Source organism: Cognatundibacterium rivi (genome assembly GCF_018139565.1).
GTDB classification, from domain to species: domain Bacteria; phylum Pseudomonadota; class Gammaproteobacteria; order Burkholderiales; family Burkholderiaceae_D; genus Undibacterium; species Undibacterium rivi.
The window spans coordinates 912,031-930,691 of record NZ_JAGSPK010000002.1 but is presented as its reverse complement, the minus strand read 5'-3'; the positions used below and the strand labels follow the sequence as shown (position 1 = coordinate 930,691).

Genomic DNA, 18,661 nt, shown 5'->3' with positions numbered 1-18,661 from the left:
AAGACCTTCAGCAGGAAATCAAGCGCGGGCAATGAGTAAGCTGGTATGGAAATGTAACAGGCTGCTGCGGTTTCTGCCGGCGAATATGGGATGAACTTGCGGCTGGTGAGGGTCTCGCGTTTGTTTTATCTTGCTGTCAACAATGTTGCCGTGGCAGCCGTTGTAGCAGTTCTTCCTGACTTCTCTCTTTTTCATCATGCGCCTTTCTGACTATGGATTACGTACATTACTGAGTTGCTGCGCCATGACAGTCGTGCTGTTGTTGAGCGCATGTCAGAGCACCATCAATCGCATGAATGATTGCCGCAGCGGCGACTGGCAACTGATAGGCAACAAAGATGGTAAGGATGGTCAGGACAGAAATTTCGAAGAACGCCGGCGTTTTTGCGCCTCGGTGGATGCCGATAAAATCCGCGCCGAATCTGCTGGTTTATATGAAACTGGCTGGGTGGCCGGTAACCAGCAATTCTGGTATCAACTCGGCCGGGACGATGGTCGCAAAGCTTTTCCGGTAACGCAATATCTGGTGCAAAGCACTTCTGCACGTCTCCGCGATCTGCACACGCCCCTGAATCAGCCTTCTTACGAACAGGGATGGCAGCAGGGCATTCATGAATACTGGTTTAATACCGGCATGAACGATGGTAAGGCCGGGCGCAATGCCAGCGAAGAAAAAGTACATGCGACCAATGCTGCCAATCCAGGTAGCGCGGGTTTTCGTGCCGATGCTTATCGTCAGGGCTGGAGCGAAGGGAATTACAGCTATTGGGAAAACCTCGGCTATCAGGATGCCCACGTGGGCATACCCGATACGACGTTGACAAGCCATGCCGCAGCGGCGAAAAGTCGTGAGCTGCTCGTGCGTGAGGATGCGTATCGCAATGGCTGGAATCGCGAGATCGTTGAATACTGGAAGCAGTTAGGCTGGAATGATGCCGTCAGCGGGCGCGATATTCAGCTGCGTCGTGATGACGCCAGACGTCGCGGTCTGAAAATCATGGAAGCAGAATACCAGCAGCAGTGGCAGCGCCGCCTGATGCAATACTGGGAAGAGGTGGGAACGGCGGATGGTTACGGCCAGCCTTTTCAGCTGGAGCAACGTATGAACAATGTGCGCAACGATCAGGTATTTGTCATTCCGCAGACGCGTGACATCTATACCCAGGCATGGAACCGCCAGAACGCTGCTTACTGTACCGTGGATAACGCATTTAACTGGGCGCGCCAGAATCAGCGCATGGCGATAGAAGTGTGTCCGGTATCTTTGCAATTCCGTTTGCAGCAAGCGCAGATGAGCGGGCGCGATTATGAAGATATCAGCCACCGTTCCCGATCTTTGCATCGCGAAATCGGTGAGCAACAGGATAAATACCGAGACACCGAGCAAAGGCTGAATCGCATCGAAGCTGAAATACGTCGTAATCAGGATGATAAAAATCGTCCGAATAATCAGGATAACGCGAATACTGATCGCAAAAATGAACGTGAGCGCAATGAACTGCGCGACCAGTTGCAGTCACTGCGCCGCCGTATCGACGATATGCGCAGCCGTGAATTTCGCTATGAACAGCAATTACAACAAATAAAACGCGATCTGCGGTTTTGATCCCGCTGCTCCGTTGCGCTCTTTTTTGTGTGGATATTCATATACTCCCCCCATTATTTGATGTTTTTGCCCTCATCTCCTTATAAACAAAGGGCTTAAAAATATACTGGGGGGAGTATATTTTGACCCTAAAAGCAGCCCCGGCAAGCATTTCAGGCATTTTTTCTATATAGCGGGTAAGTCAGGTGGGGTTGTCGCGTTTCGCTGAAATAATTGGCTTCTGCTGGCGGCAAAGCTATCCAAGCCGAACTAAGCCTTATATAATCGTGCGACTTGATCGGGAGAGCGCCGTGACATTGATCTGATGGATCGCATGCACAGCCGCCGAAGGGGCTACAACCCAAAAACTCTCAGGCAAAAGGACCGGTCAGCGGGGCATGCAGATGCCTCACACTCTGGAGAGCGGTAGCGGCAGATACGTTTATTTTATAAATATTCGCCGTACTACCCACCGAAGGTGCGCACGAGACTGCAAATGATTTTGCACTCGTAATCTCTCAGGTATCAGGACAGAGGGGTATGCGATTTTTCGCATGCGGCGAGCCATGTTCGTCAGCGTGCGTTTGTTCGTCCCTTCTAATCTGGTAACGAGGCACCTATGACGCAAGCAGCGACATCACTCAAAGTAACTCCCCTCAACGCAGCCCATCGTGCGGCTGGCGCAAAAATGGTTGATTTCGGCGGCTGGGATATGCCCGTCAACTATGGTTCCCAAATCGAAGAACATCATGCGGTACGTACTGATTGCGGTATGTTCGATGTGTCGCACATGTGCGTGGTCGATCTGCGCGGCGAGAATGTGCGTTCTTTCCTGCGCGGTCTGGTCGCCAATAACGTCGACAAACTGCAAGTACCGGGTAAGGCGCTGTATTCCTGCATGCTGAAACCAGAAGGCACAGTGATCGACGATCTGATTATTTACTTCTTCAGTGAAAACTGGTTCCGCCTCGTCGTCAATGCAGGCACGGCTGAAAAAGATGTGGCGTGGATGAATGCCCGCAATGTTGCGACGAACAGCGGTATCACGATCACTCAGCGTCGCGATGGTGTCAATGCGTTTGCGCTGGTCGCAGTACAAGGCCCGAATGCGCGCGCCAAAGCATGGGAAGTGCTGCCGGAAACCAAAGCTGCCAGCGCCGACATCAAACCATTCAATGCGGTCATCGTTGAAGGCACTGCATACGGTGAAGTCATGGTGGCGCGCACTGGTTATACCGGTGAAGACGGTTTTGAAATTGCAGTGGCGGCAGACCGCGTGAATGATTTGTGGAACGCGCTGGCGGCGGTTGGTGTCAAACCGGCCGGGCTGGGTGCGCGCGATACTTTGCGTCTGGAAGCCGGGATGAATCTCTACGGTCAGGATATGGACGAATCCATCAACCCGCTTGACGCCGGTCTCGCATGGACGATCGATCTGGTGAGTGAACGTGATTTCACTGGTAAGCAAGCCTTGCTGGAACAAGGTCAGAAAGCCCAGTTTCTGGGTCTGATTCTGCGCGAAAAAGGCGGTATTCTGCGCGCGCATCAAAAAGTGGTCTGCGCACAAGGCGAGGGCGAAATCACCAGTGGTACTTTCAGCCCGACCATGCAACAAGCGATTGCACTGGCGCGTTTGCCTATGGGCGTTGCCATCGGCGACACTGTGCACGTGGTGATCCGCGATAAACAACTCGCGGCAACGGTCGTGAAATTGCCGTTTGTACGCAACGGTAAAATTCTCGCTGTCTGATTTTCAGTACGCAGCAAACGGCTGCCTGTCATCTGGCAGCCGAAAAATGTCGCCGCAAAAAATTTAAGCATGATTTTTAGCATTATTTTTAGCATTTTCCTTTTGAAGAATTAACACTCCGGAGTCCACCATGAATGTACCAGCAGATTTGAAATACACTTCCTCCCACGAATGGGTACGCGTTGAAGCCGATGGCACGCTGACGGTCGGTATCACCGACTTCGCACAAGATGCACTGGGCGATATCGTGTATGTGGAATTGCCAAAAGTTGGCTCAACGCAGACCGCGGGTAAAGAATGTGCCGTGGTTGAATCCGTCAAAGCAGCTGGCGATATTTATTCACCAGTCAGCGGTGAAGTGGTTGGCGTGAATGAAGCATTAGCCGATGCGCCAGAATCAGTGAATACCGATGCGTTCGGCGCATGGCTGTTCAAGCTGAAACCAGCGAATGCAGCGGATGTTGACGCATTGCTGAGCGCTGAAGCTTACGCTAAGAATATCGGCTGATCCTGACGCAACTATTTTTCTGACCGGCGCAGGCAAGGATGTCAGCGCTGGCGGATTTCCCCCAGAACACTTCCTGCCGTTCATCTATCATGACCCGTCCTTCTTTGTCTCAACTGGAAGCCACTGACGCTTTCATTTCCCGCCATATTGCACCGTCTGACGCTGAACAAGCGAAGATGCTCGCAGTGCTTGGCTATGCTGACCGCACCGCGCTGATTGATGCGATTGTGCCCGCTAACATCCGTCGTCACGATGTATTGCCGCTGGCGGATTTTACTGAACCGAAAACGGAACAGGCCGCACTGGCACAGTTAAAAGCACTAGCCGGTAAAAATAAAGTACTCAAGTCTTTCATCGGACAAGGCTATTACAACACGCACACACCGGGCGTGATTCTGCGCAATATCTTTGAAAATCCGGCCTGGTACACGGCCTATACGCCATATCAGCCTGAGATTTCACAAGGCCGTCTGGAAGCGATGCTGAATTTCCAGACCATGATCACTGATCTGACCGGTATGGATATCGCGAATGCTTCCATGCTGGATGAAGGCACTGGTGCGGCAGAAGCGATGACCCTGATACAGCGTGTCGGTAAATCTAATTCCAATGTGTTTTATGTCGCCGCCGATGTCTTGCCGCAAACTCTGGAAATTATCCGTACTCGCGCCAAACCGCTGGATATCGAAGTCCGTATCTGTCACGGTACCGATGCGCTGGAAAACGATTGTTTTGGCGTTCTGCTGCAATACCCGGGTGTGAATGGCGACATCCGTGATTACCGTGACTATGCTGCCGCGATCCATGCCAAAGGCGCGATGGTAATTGCTGCCGCTGATCTGCTGGCGCTGACCTTGATCACGCCGCCGGGCGAGTGGGGTGCTGATGTGGTTGTCGGTAACAGTCAGCGTTTTGGTGTGCCGCTGGGTTTTGGTGGCCCGCACGCAGGTTATATGTCAACACGCGATGCGTTCAAACGCAGCATGCCGGGTCGTCTGGTTGGTGTGACTGTCGATGCGCAAGGTCAGCAAGCCTATCGTCTGGCGTTGCAAACCCGCGAACAGCATATCCGCCGCGAAAAAGCGACATCGAATATCTGTACAGCGCAGGTGTTGCTGGCGGTGATGGCGTCGATGTATGCGGTGTATCACGGTCCGGACGGTCTGCGCCGTATCGCTCAGCGCGTACTGCGTTACACGGCAATTCTGGCGGCAGGCGTGCAGCAACTTGGTTTGAGTCTGGCGAACAGCACCTATTTCGATACGCTGACCATCAATGTCAGTGATGCCGGTGCCGTGCATGCGGCAGCAATTGCTGCGGGTATCAATTTACGTCAGATCAGTGCGACGCAAGTCGGCGTTTCGCTTGATGAAACCGTGGTTCGCGAAGATATCGTCAGCTTACTGACGGTATTGGCGCAGGGTAAAAATGTGCCTGATTTCGCTGCGCTTGAAACAGCAGCGACGGAAACTGTACCTTCAACACTGGTACGCAGCAGCGCGTTCCTGACGCATCCTACTTTCAGCCGTTATCACGCTGAACATGAAATGTTGCGTTATCTGCGCAGTCTGGCTGATAAAGATCTGGCACTGGACCGCAGTATGATCCCGCTGGGTTCATGCACGATGAAGCTGAATGCCACATCCGAAATGATTCCTGTAACCTGGCCTGAGTTTTCCAATATTCATCCGTTTGCACCGGATGCTCAGACTATCGGTTACCGCGAAATGATCAACCAGCTCGAAGCGATGTTGTGTGCCGCAACGGGTTATGCCGCGGTTTCCCTGCAACCGAATGCCGGTTCGCAAGGAGAGTATGCAGGTTTGCTGGTCATCAAAAAATACCACGAGTCACGTGGCGATCATCACCGCAATATCTGCCTGATTCCTTCGTCGGCACATGGTACTAACCCTGCGTCGGCAGCGATGGCAGGGATGGAAGTGGTGGTCGTGGCATGTGATGAGCGCGGCAATGTCGATCTGGCAGATTTGCAGGCGAAAGCAGAAAAACACAGCGCCAATCTGGCTGCGGTGATGGTGACGTATCCATCCACCCACGGTGTGTTTGAAGAAGGTATCCAGCAATTATGCGAGATCGTGCATCAGCATGGTGGTCAGGTGTATGTTGACGGTGCGAACATGAATGCGCTGGTTGGCGTGGCGGCACCGGGTAAATTCGGTGGCGATGTCAGCCATCTGAATCTGCATAAAACATTCTGTATTCCGCATGGTGGCGGTGGACCAGGTGTTGGTCCGGTTGCAGTCGGTGCGCATCTGGCGAAATTCCTGCCAAATCAGACATCGACCGGCTATGTGCGCGGCGAAGAGGGAATTTCCGCTGTCAGTGCCGCCGCGTTTGGCTCCGCATCGATTCTGCCGATTTCATGGATGTATATCGCCATGATGGGCGCCGAGGGTCTGAAGGCAGCTACGGAAACAGCAATCCTGGCAGCGAATTACATCGCCAAGCGCCTGGCACCGCATTACCCTGTGTTGTATGCAGGTCATGATGGTCTGGTAGCGCATGAATGTATTCTTGATCTGCGCCCATTGACTGATGCAACAGGCATTTCGAATGAAGACGTGGCAAAGCGTCTGATCGACTTTGGTTTCCATGCGCCGACCATGAGCTTCCCGGTTCCTGGCACGCTGATGATAGAACCGACAGAAAGTGAATCACTGGCGGAACTGGATCGCTTCATCGACGCCATGATCACAATACGTGAAGAAATCGCCAAAGTTGCCAGTGGTGAGTTTGATGCGAAAGATAATCCGCTGAAACACGCGCCGCATACCATCCAGACTTTGTTGTCTGCGGAATGGAATCATGCATATAGCCGTGAAGTGGCGGCTTATCCGGTGGCCAGCCTGCGTCATCAGAAATACTGGGCACCAGTCGGTCGCGCTGATAATGTGTATGGCGACCGTAATCTGTTCTGCTCTTGCGTACCGCTGTCGGATTATCAGTAATCTGAATTAAGTCAGTAAGTAAAAAAGGCTGGTGCATACACCAGCCTTTTTTATTTGTATTACTGAGGAGCAGAAATTTTACTCAAATGTTTTTCATGTAAAGTTAAAACATCTGATGTGGTGGTGTTTTTTATTTTCGCATCAGTACCGTAAAATCATCCGGCAAATAACCGGAAATAATCTCAGTATCCGGATCAAGTTGACGACAGAAATGCAGGACTTCGCTCTGATCATAAGCGCGTAAAACTTCATCGCTTTCAAACTGCGCCGCATTGAGTAAATTAAATACTACTCCCTTGTTTGCGGCTTCCCACATACGGCTGATGCTTTGCCACGGATGCAGGGCATTCTCAGAGCGATAGTTGAGGCTGCCCGAGGCGACAACGATATCAACCTGAGGCAGGCCTGTCGTCAGAAAGTCTGCCTGAAAAAATTGGGTATGGGCTAATGCGCCGTAACGCAACTGCGCGCCATCGATGAACTCTTTTAAAAAATCGACGCCGAGGTATACAAAATCTTTGTAATGCTGATCCAGAAATGCTTTCAAATCCCCGAAGCCGCAGCCTAAATCTAATACTGAACAGTGTGAAAAATCTCCCAGTTGCAGCAAGGCCTGAAATCGTCGGGTCTGGCTCTCCTGAGAACGATAGCCTAAGGCACGGAGGTCACTGCCGTTGAGCCTGCTGCGGTGAAATGCCTGTACCGTGGCCTTTTCTATGAGATTCATATTACGAAGGGCTCCTGCTTATAAAAAGGGGCGGATTTCATTTCAATACCCTCCTGTGCTCAGTGATGAAATTTCTTTGCCATTGCTGAGCCAGTGTTCGTTATTGGCCGAGCAGTACGTGATATTCACCTTTAACTGGTGCGCCTGTAATTTCACATCAAAGGCGGTCGCTGCTTCGGGATCGCTGATGGCCAGACCAATCACCGTCTCACCGGGCATGATTTTCTGACCGATCAGAGGCATGCTGTTCCATTGCAGATTATTGTCCGGACCTAGCACCGCTTCCAGTGCGGTCTTGGCATCAGCAATTGCCTGCCCATCCAGCAGTATTTCAACTTTCTTGATGATGGCATAGCCGGTTCCCTGATTTCTGATGACCCAGCGGAACCCTTTATCATCGTCTTGCAGCGACCACATAATGATAGGAAACCCTAGTCCTTGGCGTTGTGGTAGAGCATTTTGCCGTAATGGCACGTCACGTTTGGAACGCAGGTAAAGATAACCAAAGAAAATACCGGAGATAATAATCAGCAAGGAAATAATGAATGGCAATTTTCCTTTCGATAAATTGACCATATAGGGATCATAAAAAAGCAATAAAGTAAAAAGCAGGAAGATAGGAATCAGCATCAGCGCTAATACCCATAAAAAGTATTTCTTAACCAGATTCTGCACTTCACAATACTTGAAATAGAGTATGGCTAAGGTAATTGCCAGTAACACCAGCAATGTCAGCATTAATTGCAAATAGCCTCGGTAGACGCAGGTAAATTTTTCGACGACAGAGGGCTGGTTTTCTACCTGATCTTGTTCCCGGTTATTTTTCAACACGCACAAAGCGATGTTTTTACCGTTATTGCATGATTGCGTCATATCTGTGATGGGCGTTGCCAGATTATTGAAATCAGGCGCCCAGAAACCAATTCCACCGAAATTATCGCTTGCGTACACGATATCGTCTTCCAGTTGCTGCCAGTTGTGATTGTCAAACTGCACGACCGGAATCACCCGACGTAAAAACCTTGCACGTCTTTCACCATGTAAGCCAGCTTCATTTTCGATATCACCCTGCAGACGTTTTTTTGCATCGGAACTGGGCTCTTCTAACAAAACCAGGATGTGTTCCTCGACGACAGGTTTATTGCTACCGGAACCGCTTAATTGCAGATCTGCCTTTTTCTGCAAGTTCACCAGATTAGTCAGGCTTAAAGCGCTGCGTTTATTTTCCTGACCATTGGTAAAGGTCTCTTGAGACACCAGTATATTGAGCCAGACATTATCCTGCGCTAACTCTTTACGCAGGTCAGCATAAAACTCATTGAAGAGCAGTGCCGCGTCTGCATCTTGCGGATAATTCTGAAAATAGATCGTGACGCCATCCCCGCGTGTCGGTGTATTTACCAGACCGAAACTGGTGTACGGTCTTAATTTAGAGGCGGCATCGGTCAGTCTGGTATGCAATAACAAGGTAATATTACTCACCAGTTTTTTGAATACAGCTTGTTTGTTTGCCCTTGATTGTTTGCGCCAATCGCCATTCCAGTCATTTTTTTGTATGACCCAATCGACCTTTGAATTGTATTGACGTGCAGTATTCAGGAACTGATTTTCTTTGGCGCTGCCATTTCTTACATCAAAATTATCTGATCCAAGATGCAGTTCGCCAACGTTGTCTACCGTTAAGCCGTAGTAAGCGACCCGGTTCAGAACCTGAAAATTGATGGTCTGCGGCGTTTTCTGATTGTTCCAGTATGGATAAAAACCATAAACTGTTCCAGAAAATTCATCTAAAGCGCACCCGCAGTCGTTGCCTTTTATCTGTATCGGAGAAATTTCGTCGGGGATACGTTTTTTTGCGATGTTTTCAATCGCAACTCCCAGATAAGTCTGATAAATGCTTTGCACCAGAGTTCTGGAGTTTCGCAGAGTATCGCTATCGCACAGGCTGAGCTGGGCACGTAGTTTTTCCAGTTCGCTGAACGTATTATCGATATTGTTTCCTATCGTGTTTTTTCCATCAATCGCTTGTGGCTGCAAACTGTTTAACTCTTTTTTTAGAAGAGAAAATTCTTCATCGCTCATTCTGAGTGTGCCGACAAAGCTATTGTTGGATGGCGAATTCAGCTTGCAGGCACCGATGCTCATCGCGATTTTAGAGATCGCAGCAGCCCTGAAAAGGCTGATCTCTGGATAGTTGACATCCTTCATTTGTTGTAAGGCACGAACGACAACGGCGGGTAGGCCGGTATTCTGTATGTTGCCCTTTAGCTCACTTTTAATGATATTGATCGACTGTTCCGTCAGATGCACGTTGTCAAACACCAGCGCTGCATCCGCAATGCTATTGCGCTCATCATCAGAGAGCGGTATGACTTTTTCACTGAGTTCTTTAAGAAACTTGTCGAAATCGTCCCTTTCCTTGAAGTATTGCGTTCCTTGCAGACGCAATTCATCGATGACAGCGGCAGGGAACTCGCTCGTCTGTTTTAATTTAGTCAGTGCAGCTTCATTGATCAGATAGCCATCGAAAACACCGGCATTTTTTTCGATTAAAGGCCAGAGCTGCCGGATGAAATAATCGCGCTCCCCCATTGCCTGAGATACGGCAACCCTGAGTGCTTCGGTTGAATTGAATTCTTTATCCTTCAATGTGCTCAGAATCTGAATCACCTGATCTTTACTGCCAAGCACTTCAAGATCTGCCTGGCTCAGGCTATAAGTAAAGTAAGCACTTTCATCGATGTTTCTGTTTTGGGCAATTCGTGGCGCCGTTTTTCTGCTGCCGCGAAAGCGATTGACGAGTTCTATCAGTTCGCTGTCATTTCCCTGGCGGCGGATCTGATAGTCTTTTGTTTTGATTTTTTCTGACTGAGATGAATCCCAGCTTTCAAATTCCGGGCTCACTAAAATTTGCAGTTCGCTTTTATGTTTCTCGCCGAATGCTGCGATGCGGTTAATATTGTCGGCGAAGGCGTTCGCATAATCGCCTTCCGCATTGATCTTGAAATTAAATCCGAACCGTTGCAGCCATGAAAGCGTGATGGGACCGACGATACCGTCACTTAAGGGGGCCTGTTTGAGAGAAAAATCCCGCTTCCATTCAGCAAGATCCTGGTAGATCAAACCCAGTTGTTTTTGCATCTGAAGAATGCTGTTTTTACTCAAGCCTTTAAAGTGTTCCTGCCGGATACGACGGTCGTAACCGGTAACCGTGATCACCTGCGTATTTGCTGTAGTTGCGGCTACTGCTTTCTGTATCTCTGGCGGTTTATTATTTTCTACACTTTTGCTGGCAGCAAGTGCTTCTGATGTCGCAGCGGGCACACTGGCAGAAGTGCTCTGAGCGTGACAGAGACCGGATGTCAGCCAGCTTGATAGCAGCAGGCTGGCACCCAGTAAAGATTTTCGCATCAGAATGGTCGCATTAACTGGCAAACGAAAGTGCATAAGGCTCCGGACAGTATCGTTTTTTGCCGATGGTAGATTGAATAGCGGTTTCACAATGTTTTCCCATCCTTCATCAATTCTCTGCTGATACCCGCCAGCAGATCGTCTTGTATGATTACATCCCGTTGATTCCTGACTGCGCGAATTGCCGCATAACGAGCCACATTCAGTAACGCGCCACCGGCAAGTTCATAGCGTTCTGCAATCTCTCCAAAATTCACATCTGGTGCCAGCTTTCCTGTGGTTCCGAAAAGACCTTGCCAGAGCCGCTCCCGCTGTTTTGCATCCGGCATTGCGAAATAAACCTCGCTCTGAAAGCGACGTGAGAATGCAGCATCAATGTTGGCTTTCAGATTCGTTGCGAGGATGATCACCCCAGGGAAATCTTCGACCCGTTGCAGCAGATAAGAGATTTCCTGATTTGCATGCCTGTCATTGGAATTGCTTGTCTGCGTGCGTTTTCCAAACAGAGAGTCAGCTTCGTCAAAAAACAATATCCAGCGTTTGTTCTGTGCCTGGTCAAAAACGCTGGCCAGATTTTTTTCCGTTTCACCGATGTACTTGGATACCAGCATCGACAAGTCAATCCGGTAAACATCGGCATCCACGGCTTTGCCGATTAGACTGGCAGTGAGCGTTTTACCGGTTCCGGGTGGGCCATAAAATAATGTTCGATAACCGGGCTTCAGAGATTTCTCTAATCCCCATGTCTGCAATATTTGTGCTGGTTGCTTTAACCAGGTGACGATGTTTTCCACTTCTTCCATGACGTCAGCATTTAAGACCAGATCAGACCAGGTCAGTTGCGATTGCATCAGCTTCGCTGGAAAGCTGGCGCTGAAATCAGGTTTGTGAATTTCTCCATCTGCCAGACGTTGCAGGTATTCATTACTGAGCGACAGGGCGGAGTTAAAGAAGGGTTCGCCACTGTCTTTCTGTTCCAGTTTGAGTATTCCGTGCTTGTGAAAAAAATGCTCATCTCTGAACAGGCGGGCAACCGCAAAACGGGTTGCGAGATCAGTGCCTGCCAGAATAAACGAAGCAGTTTCGCAGGTGGGTAAAAAGCCAATGTGACTCTTTCCATGCCAGCCGCCAATTTCACTGTAAGGTCGTCCCAAGACGGCATTCTGCATAGAAAAAATATCGAGCACCTGTGGTCGTAAATAAGGAATGAATGCCAGCATCAGCACGACACGCTCAGAAAAACTCATGTTGTGTTCCCGTACCAAACTCGCATAGGGGCTGGGGGACTGCGAGATATCTGGTGCTGGGCAAGCAGCCTCCAGATCGATCGCATTTTCACTTTGCTGAAAGTAAGCGTTCATGCGGGTCTCACAGACGCGACCGAACCAGGCAATTTCTTGTTCCAGACAATCGGCAATTGTATTTGTCATCATCAGAGTCATGATCAGTGTTTAACGCCAGGTAACGTGTAAGGGTTCTGGCATCCATGGAAACTTAATCATGGAAAAGCTCCAGGGAAGGCGATCTAACAGCATGTCAAATGTTGCCGATGGAATCTGTAATTGCCAGCTTTCTTCTTGCTTGTATAAATGTCCTTCTCTTTGCAAAAACGTTTCACGCAGGCCTTGAATCGACGTTTTTCCGATCGCACTCCAATGTGTAATTACTCCCTGCAGCATTTGCTGGATCACTTCCTTTTCATGATCCGTCATCTGTATTCCCGCTACGATGGGAATTCCTCCGTGTACGCCGCATAAGAGTTTGTTCAGGCTCAGTTGATATTCTGGAGTTTGCTCTTCACCTGTGACGATGTACTGTAAAAGATGTATTGCTCGTTCCGCGGCCGCGTCGTCGATAAAGGCTGCATTTTTGGTCAGTTCTAAGATAGTGAACAGGCGTTGAATGTACGGGGCGACGATGACTAAGCCCGCATTGATAACATGTGTATCCTGGATGTTCACTGCCGGCTCTGCTATATGCTGTGTCGATGCCTCAGTGCCTTGAGGATTCGTCTGCATTACTTTTGGAATGTCTGTTTGCTGGAGATGTTCATTGAGCAGTTGAAGGCAGCTATCAACGTCAGGCAACGGATATACACTGCACAGCTCGCGCAGGAAGCGAGTGACAAATTCCAGCATCGTCACCGGACGTGACTGGGTGAACTGAGCTCGATAAATTGCTAACCACGTCTGCTTTAGAAAAATGGTTTGAGTCAGCTTCAGGCTAATTCCCAGCGCATTTTCTATCTGCGTTACTAACTCAGGTAATCGCATATCCAGTTCCGGCGTAAGACAATGGCAGAGTCTTTGCAGGGTTGTACAGGAAACTGCATCAACCAGCCGGGCGATAGCGACTTCCGAGTGTAAGGCGAGTGATATTTCTTCGCCGGCAGAAACTGGTATCTCGAAAATTTTATCTAAGATAAAGTTCAGAAATTGCTCATCACGCGTCGATAGCGGGGCATGCTTTTGCAGCAGCAATACACATTGTGAAATCCAGTTTTCCGGTGGCGCTTGTTTCGGCTGCGTACCATTCTCTGTGTTACTGACATTGCCATCCGACGATAACCAAGATGGCCTCGCCAATTTCAACGCAGCTATGATCATGGCACTGAGGATGTCATGAGGCTTTGCTGTTGTCTGAACCGGCGTCGTCTGCAGGGTATTGATCAGCGTGTTCGTAGTGTCGCCTATGGCATGTGGTATGGCGGTATCAGTTTCTTTGCTGGTTTCTTCATGAAATATATTGCCTGGCGCAAGCTGAACAGTATTCTTTTCCAGATGTCGGGCAAGGCTTTTCCAGAATTCTCTGGTGGCTGTTGGATCGCTTTGTTTTAAGCGGAGAAGTAATTGTTGTTGCCACTCTTGTTTATGCCAGTCTGTCTCAGGAAATAGAATCTGAAGCGCAGCAAACCAATGCGGTGTCTGCCCGGAGTGGCTTGCTGCTTTCCAGTAAATGGCGATTTCCTGCGTAAGGGAATGAGACAAAGGCTTTTCTGTCAGTGCCGTCAGAATCGAAGTGGCTATAGCAGAGACATCGTCTGAATCTATCTTCTGCTCCAGAAGAGCATTAAACACGGATGCCAGGCTCTTCTGCTGGCATGTGATTAATGGCATGTCGTTCAATAACGCTGGTCGATAACTTTCCCATTGATGCCATAATTCTTCGAGAAGATGGGCCGCCGTCTCAGATAGCGCGGCGACTAAATCTTTTAGTATCGCCGGATTGTGATCAGCGATCAGTTTGTTGCGCAGATCAATGCGACGTAAATAACGCCACTGCGCTTGCGCTAAAAGATCACGATGATATTGAATCAGTTCAGGCCAGATATGGCTCAGCTTGTTTAACTGACTATGCAACAACGCATGTGCGAGCTGCGCAGTCAGCGTCGTTTGCGTACTCATCGACAGAGGGGACTGATGGCTCGCCGTTACGTTACCAGGTGTATTGCCTTGCGTGGACGAAAGCTCGTCAGGTGTGATTCTGTTCCAGGGAACCTGATGAATGAGCGCGACACATTGTTGATAAACGATTTCATCTGCCGAATTATCCCGGCTATGCTTGTTTATGACTGACCAGAATTGTTTATCCAGATGGAAGCTGGCATCGGCCATTTCCTGAAACGTTTTTATGACAGATGCTGGAGTCGTGTCGTTGATTGCTTGTAGTAAGTTCGTAAAAATTTCTGTTGATGTATTTGAAAAGCTAATGTCGAGTTGCGATCCATCTGACTGGCTTTCGTCAAGGACTGAGGATGCAGTTAAGTTCAGCCATTGATAAACCCACTGACGAAATGCCAGTTTATTCAGAGTTGGTAAAAACTCTGTTGAGTACTTCGTCGTATCAGATACCTGCTTTGCATGCCAATTTTCTCCGGTGATGCCGACGCTATTGATCGCAGCAGATGCTTGATGGCTATTTATCGACGAGGTCGCTGATAACAACTGCAGCAATTGTGAGCTGAATGACGCTTTATCCTTCGTTGTGGCACCTGGTTTAGTCATGGGGAGAAGCGCTGCTTCAGTAAGACCGTTCAACGGTGGCTGACGCAGATCATTACGGGCGTATGTGCTTATTTCAGTTAGTTTTCGACGCAGTGTTTCCAGGTTCGGCAGATCGCCATTGTCATCGTTCAGGAGCTGCTGGATGATGTTGATATAAAAAAGGCGAATGGAATTTGTTGTCAACGCCAGATTTTCCATTTCATCTAAAAATATGGATGAAATACCCTTACTCGCAGCCTGATGTACCCATGTTGATATGAACCGATGTAATTGGGCACTGCGTAATATTGGCAATACTTCCGGCTGCTGCTTTAGCAGTGCAAGGACGTCACTCCAGCCTGTGTCCGATAATAAAGCCTGATCAACTTGATTAATTAACTCAATATTTTCCATGAGTGTAGGTTGGGTTGCACTTGTCTCGTGCTTAGCAGGGGCGACGTATTCTTCGTTTAGATTTTTCGGGCGATTTTCAGCTGGATCATTAGTCGCTGATCGGAAAGCTTGAGCTTGCTGGCGCGAAGTCGCTGGCTGATTGTCTGTTTTTTTTCTTAAAGAATCTATGTCAATGTTTTCGCCATTCTTGATGGCTTCAAGTACGTATTGCAGGAAAAGCTCTGGTGCGCTGGAATGTTTTTCCGCTTCTTTTATACTGGCTAACATCAGGCTAAAATCTTTTCCTTCGTTAGCGTTTTGATGCCAGATCAGCCAATGTAAATAGCGAAGTAATTCATTTCTGTTGAGACCTAAATTCTGCAGTTGTATCCTGCTTTGTTGCCATGCCCTGAAACTGTCTGACAAGGGAGTGCTCTCGTTTTTCAAAGAGACGTTTTCAGATGGGAAAATATGACGCAGATACTTTGTATCAGCTAAGCGGGTGTCGCTACAGATGCGTTGCAAGCTATTTTGATCAATGTTCGATTTGTCTGCGAAAGCCACCATAAAAATATTTTTAATCGTCATTTTTTCCGACGATGGTTCAGCTTGTAAACAAAATGTGCATACCTTTTTCAAGATGACGTTAGCGGAAATTTTCTCTGCTGCTAACGAAATTGTTGCTCTGTTATCCGAAATAATGTTTGCCAGCGTATTGGCGTAAACATTCAGTTCTTTTACATAGTGCGCAAAGTCCGGATGCAAAATCTGTATCAAGACAAGCTGTTTTTCTATCGGTAGCTGAGCAATTAATGTATTTCTCTGCGGATGTGTGAGTGAGAGCCACGTACTTTGTAATTGTCTGGTGTGACTCGCAATAAGTGCTGGCCAGATTACATTTATCCGGCGTATGTCTGCGCGCTGAAAAGCAACAGTTAATTCATTCAACTCATCAGGAACATCGTTTGTGTCGCCACTATTTCTGATGGAGGTGTTGGTCACCAGGTTGGCGTTGTCAGCGTTACTAATCTCAAGCGGCTTTTCATCCACCTTAATAATTGCGCTGAGTTGTTCTCTGCTGAAAGAGTTTTCTGGGCTGGCTAACAGCAAAGGAATAAGTCTCTCTATTGTAGATAAAGAAATGCCATTTTTTGTCTGCAATATTATCTGTAGTTCAGGGCGTAACGATGCATGTAATTGAAGAATGAGCGCGCTAAGAAGATGTTTTGGAAGGTTTTTCCACCACCTGCGCCAATGCTGATGTCGGATGCGAATCAGCAAGGGCATGTCGTTTGCTAACGCGTATTCAATTGCTGTGGAAAGTATGGTCGTGTCGTTGCTGCAAAGTGCTGCTGGCAACGTAGATACTGTTGTGTAGTTATCTGCTTCTTCATTAACGACCGTAGAAGTAAGTTCCGCAGCAGTAACCGCGGGATCATGGCGGGTCAATGCGGATGATGCAGGTGCATTTTCTACGATCGACTGTAAGATCTCAGCCAACGACGGTTGCTCGCGGATCAGTGTTTTTATTTTAGCGATAAAACTTTGGATTGATAGCGTCTGAGTTTGTGCAGTAAATAAAATATCAAAGCCGGCGCGGATCGCGGCATCAATCTGAGCGTGATAACCTAATTGGATTTTGGGTTGCCATACACTGCTGGCTTCTGTTTGTACTATTCTGCCTATGTCGCTCAGGAAGTGCAGTGGAAAACGCTCCAGCCATTGTATTTTGTGATCTGGTAATAACTTGAGAATTAGTGCCGGATGCTTGTTGATCAGCAGATTCCAGAGGCCTGATAAACGCGAGACATCGGCGTTTTTTAATGCACTTAATATCTGGCTTTGAGGAATTTTTTTTGCAACTTCAGGTATTGCTTCAATTTTTTCTATGGCAACGCTTTTCTGTAATTCTTGCTCGTGTACCTGTTTTGGAAATGGCGTAGTCAACATCCTGTTCCCGGCCAGCATACGCTCCAGATCTGCGACTTCAAGGCTATTGACCCGTGCACATAGCGCATACGTAACGAGCTGATCCAGACACTCTTTACTGAGCGTGTGCAGATTATTTTTTAATTGTCCGTGAATGTACTCACTACAATGCTCTTGCAGGACTGCGATCAGATCAAGGCAACTTGTTACCGGGAATTCATTTAACCACTGTTGCCAGGCATTACTGTGTTGTGCTCGTATAGAATCGGCGCTGCTGTTGAATAATTGATTCAACGAGGTTGTTGATACCGGATGTTCTCTGTCGTCTGAGGATAGTACGGTCATCAATTGCCGGCTTATATTCCTGTCGTCTGTGTTTTCAGGAATGTTTGTATTTAATATCGATGGAGACGAGATTTTCCCAGTCTTGAATTTTTTTTCAGACGATAAATATTCTGCGTTGGCAAGTGAACTTCTCGAAGCTAGTATTTTCATGCGATATGAACGTACAAGCTCGTTCGCTTTGCTGTTCATCTGTAATTTTTCTGATGACACAGAAGTAGCCGTCGCCGCACGAAGTTTTTGTATAGCCTCATTCATCGCAACACGTGACTGCTGCGACAAATATGAATTCTTTTCCAGAAAATTTTGGTAAATGTGGATGACCTGGTTTTTATTTTTTTGCTGGACAGACAACCACGCTTGTATTACTGAGTCGAAATTCTTGTCAGCAGAATGAATAAGAGGTATTACTGACAACCAGAATTGTTCAGTTAACGGATGGTTACCGTGAAGGGTGATAAGCTCCAGAGTCAGCCAGTCAAACAGTAAATCCTGATTATCTTCTGGCCAGTCGCGTAACGCCTGGCGCAATATGGCGAACAATGTGCCGGTATCAAATTGGCGGATTAAACGCAGTAACTGGCGCTGATTCGACACCAGACTACGCAGTAAGTTATCTGGCCATCCTTCGTCGAGAACGGCTTGCAAAAGTTTTTTATGTGCATTCGTCCGGTCACTTAAATACTTCCAACTGATTTGTCCTGTTTGCAGAAAGTCCAGCAGATGCTGATGTGCTTCGTTGGTGGCTTCTGGTGCGGAGATATGATGAGAAGAATCGCTTATCTGGAAATATAAGGTGTTACGCAATTGAGTGCGCAGGCGACGTGCTAATTCGGATTCTGATTCAGCCTGTAGAATACATCCCAAGTCGATTTCCAGTTTTTCTATTCGTTTAACTTCCTTTTTTTCTATCCCCAATTCGATACATATGTCATCCAATACCTGATCGATGAGCGGCAGCAGAGACGATTTAATCCAATCAGCCGATGTGGCACCATCCGTTTGCATGTCAGCAAATGACAGATCAAACACTAAATGATGGATGAGATTGGATGTTCGCATTT

Annotated in this window: 8 protein-coding genes and 2 riboswitches; of the genes, 4 read left to right on the top strand and 4 right to left on the bottom strand. The window is 48.1% G+C overall.

Annotated elements, in window-relative coordinates; genetic code table 11:
• The first annotated feature begins 244 nt into the window (after window positions 1–244).
• The 4 genes from KDM87_RS08630 to gcvP all read left to right on the top strand — a co-directional run bounded on the left by KDM87_RS08630 (window position 245) and on the right by gcvP (window position 6,812).
• Entirely contained in the window at window positions 245–1,606 is a 1,362-nt protein-coding gene (locus tag KDM87_RS08630) for a DUF2799 domain-containing protein (RefSeq protein WP_212678647.1), read from the top strand.
• A 268-nt stretch (window positions 1,607–1,874) separates the two neighbouring features.
• A riboswitch (glycine riboswitch) is annotated at window positions 1,875–1,982 on the top strand.
• A gap of 9 nt (window positions 1,983–1,991) precedes the next feature.
• A riboswitch (glycine riboswitch) is annotated at window positions 1,992–2,129 on the top strand.
• A 75-nt stretch (window positions 2,130–2,204) separates the two neighbouring features.
• Window positions 2,205–3,335, top strand: coding sequence for a glycine cleavage system aminomethyltransferase GcvT (gcvT, locus tag KDM87_RS08625; RefSeq protein ID WP_212678646.1), 1,131 nt, complete (start codon window positions 2,205–2,207; stop codon window positions 3,333–3,335).
• A gap of 130 nt (window positions 3,336–3,465) precedes the next feature.
• On the top strand, window positions 3,466–3,843 hold the full coding sequence (gene gcvH, locus KDM87_RS08620) for a glycine cleavage system protein GcvH (protein ID WP_186883752.1): 378 nt from the start codon (window positions 3,466–3,468) through the stop codon (window positions 3,841–3,843).
• A gap of 89 nt (window positions 3,844–3,932) precedes the next feature.
• Entirely contained in the window at window positions 3,933–6,812 is a 2,880-nt protein-coding gene (gene gcvP, locus KDM87_RS08615; RefSeq protein ID WP_212678645.1) for an aminomethyl-transferring glycine dehydrogenase, read from the top strand.
• Between the two features lie 130 nt (window positions 6,813–6,942).
• Here the strand turns inward: gcvP and KDM87_RS08610 are convergent, their stop codons facing one another.
• From KDM87_RS08610 to KDM87_RS08595, 4 genes are read right to left on the bottom strand one after another with little or no spacing between them, the layout of a single operon-like run.
• Window positions 6,943–7,539, bottom strand: coding sequence for a class I SAM-dependent methyltransferase (locus KDM87_RS08610; protein WP_212678644.1), 597 nt, complete (start codon window positions 7,537–7,539; stop codon window positions 6,943–6,945).
• A 42-nt stretch (window positions 7,540–7,581) separates the two neighbouring features.
• Window positions 7,582–10,986: a hypothetical protein gene (locus tag KDM87_RS08605; RefSeq protein ID WP_212678643.1), complete on the bottom strand. Its 3,405-nt coding sequence runs from the start codon at window positions 10,984–10,986 to the stop codon at window positions 7,582–7,584.
• Window positions 10,987–11,036: 50 nt separating this feature from the next.
• The gene (locus tag KDM87_RS08600; protein WP_212678642.1) at window positions 11,037–12,383 is read right to left on the bottom strand and encodes an ATP-binding protein; all 1,347 of its coding nucleotides are present in this window, start codon (window positions 12,381–12,383) and stop codon (window positions 11,037–11,039) included.
• A gap of 18 nt (window positions 12,384–12,401) precedes the next feature.
• Entirely contained in the window at window positions 12,402–18,659 is a 6,258-nt protein-coding gene (locus tag KDM87_RS08595; RefSeq protein WP_212678641.1) for a contractile injection system tape measure protein, read from the bottom strand.
• Window positions 18,660–18,661 lie beyond the last annotated feature (2 nt).

Excerpts from the sequence above, each read along its gene's own strand:
- KDM87_RS08630 (WP_212678647.1), top strand. The coding sequence starts at position 245 with ATGACAGTCGTGCTGTTGTTGAGCGCATGTCAGAGCACCATCAATCGC.
- gcvT (WP_212678646.1), top strand. The coding sequence starts at position 2,205 with ATGACGCAAGCAGCGACATCACTCAAAGTAACTCCCCTCAACGCAGCC.
- gcvH (WP_186883752.1), top strand. The coding sequence starts at position 3,466 with ATGAATGTACCAGCAGATTTGAAATACACTTCCTCCCACGAATGGGTA.
- gcvP (WP_212678645.1), top strand. The coding sequence starts at position 3,933 with ATGACCCGTCCTTCTTTGTCTCAACTGGAAGCCACTGACGCTTTCATT.
- KDM87_RS08610 (WP_212678644.1), bottom strand. The coding sequence starts at position 7,539 with ATGAATCTCATAGAAAAGGCCACGGTACAGGCATTTCACCGCAGCAGG.
- KDM87_RS08605 (WP_212678643.1), bottom strand. The coding sequence starts at position 10,986 with ATGCACTTTCGTTTGCCAGTTAATGCGACCATTCTGATGCGAAAATCT.
- KDM87_RS08600 (WP_212678642.1), bottom strand. The coding sequence starts at position 12,383 with ATGATGACAAATACAATTGCCGATTGTCTGGAACAAGAAATTGCCTGG.
- KDM87_RS08595 (WP_212678641.1), bottom strand. The coding sequence starts at position 18,659 with ATGCGAACATCCAATCTCATCCATCATTTAGTGTTTGATCTGTCATTT.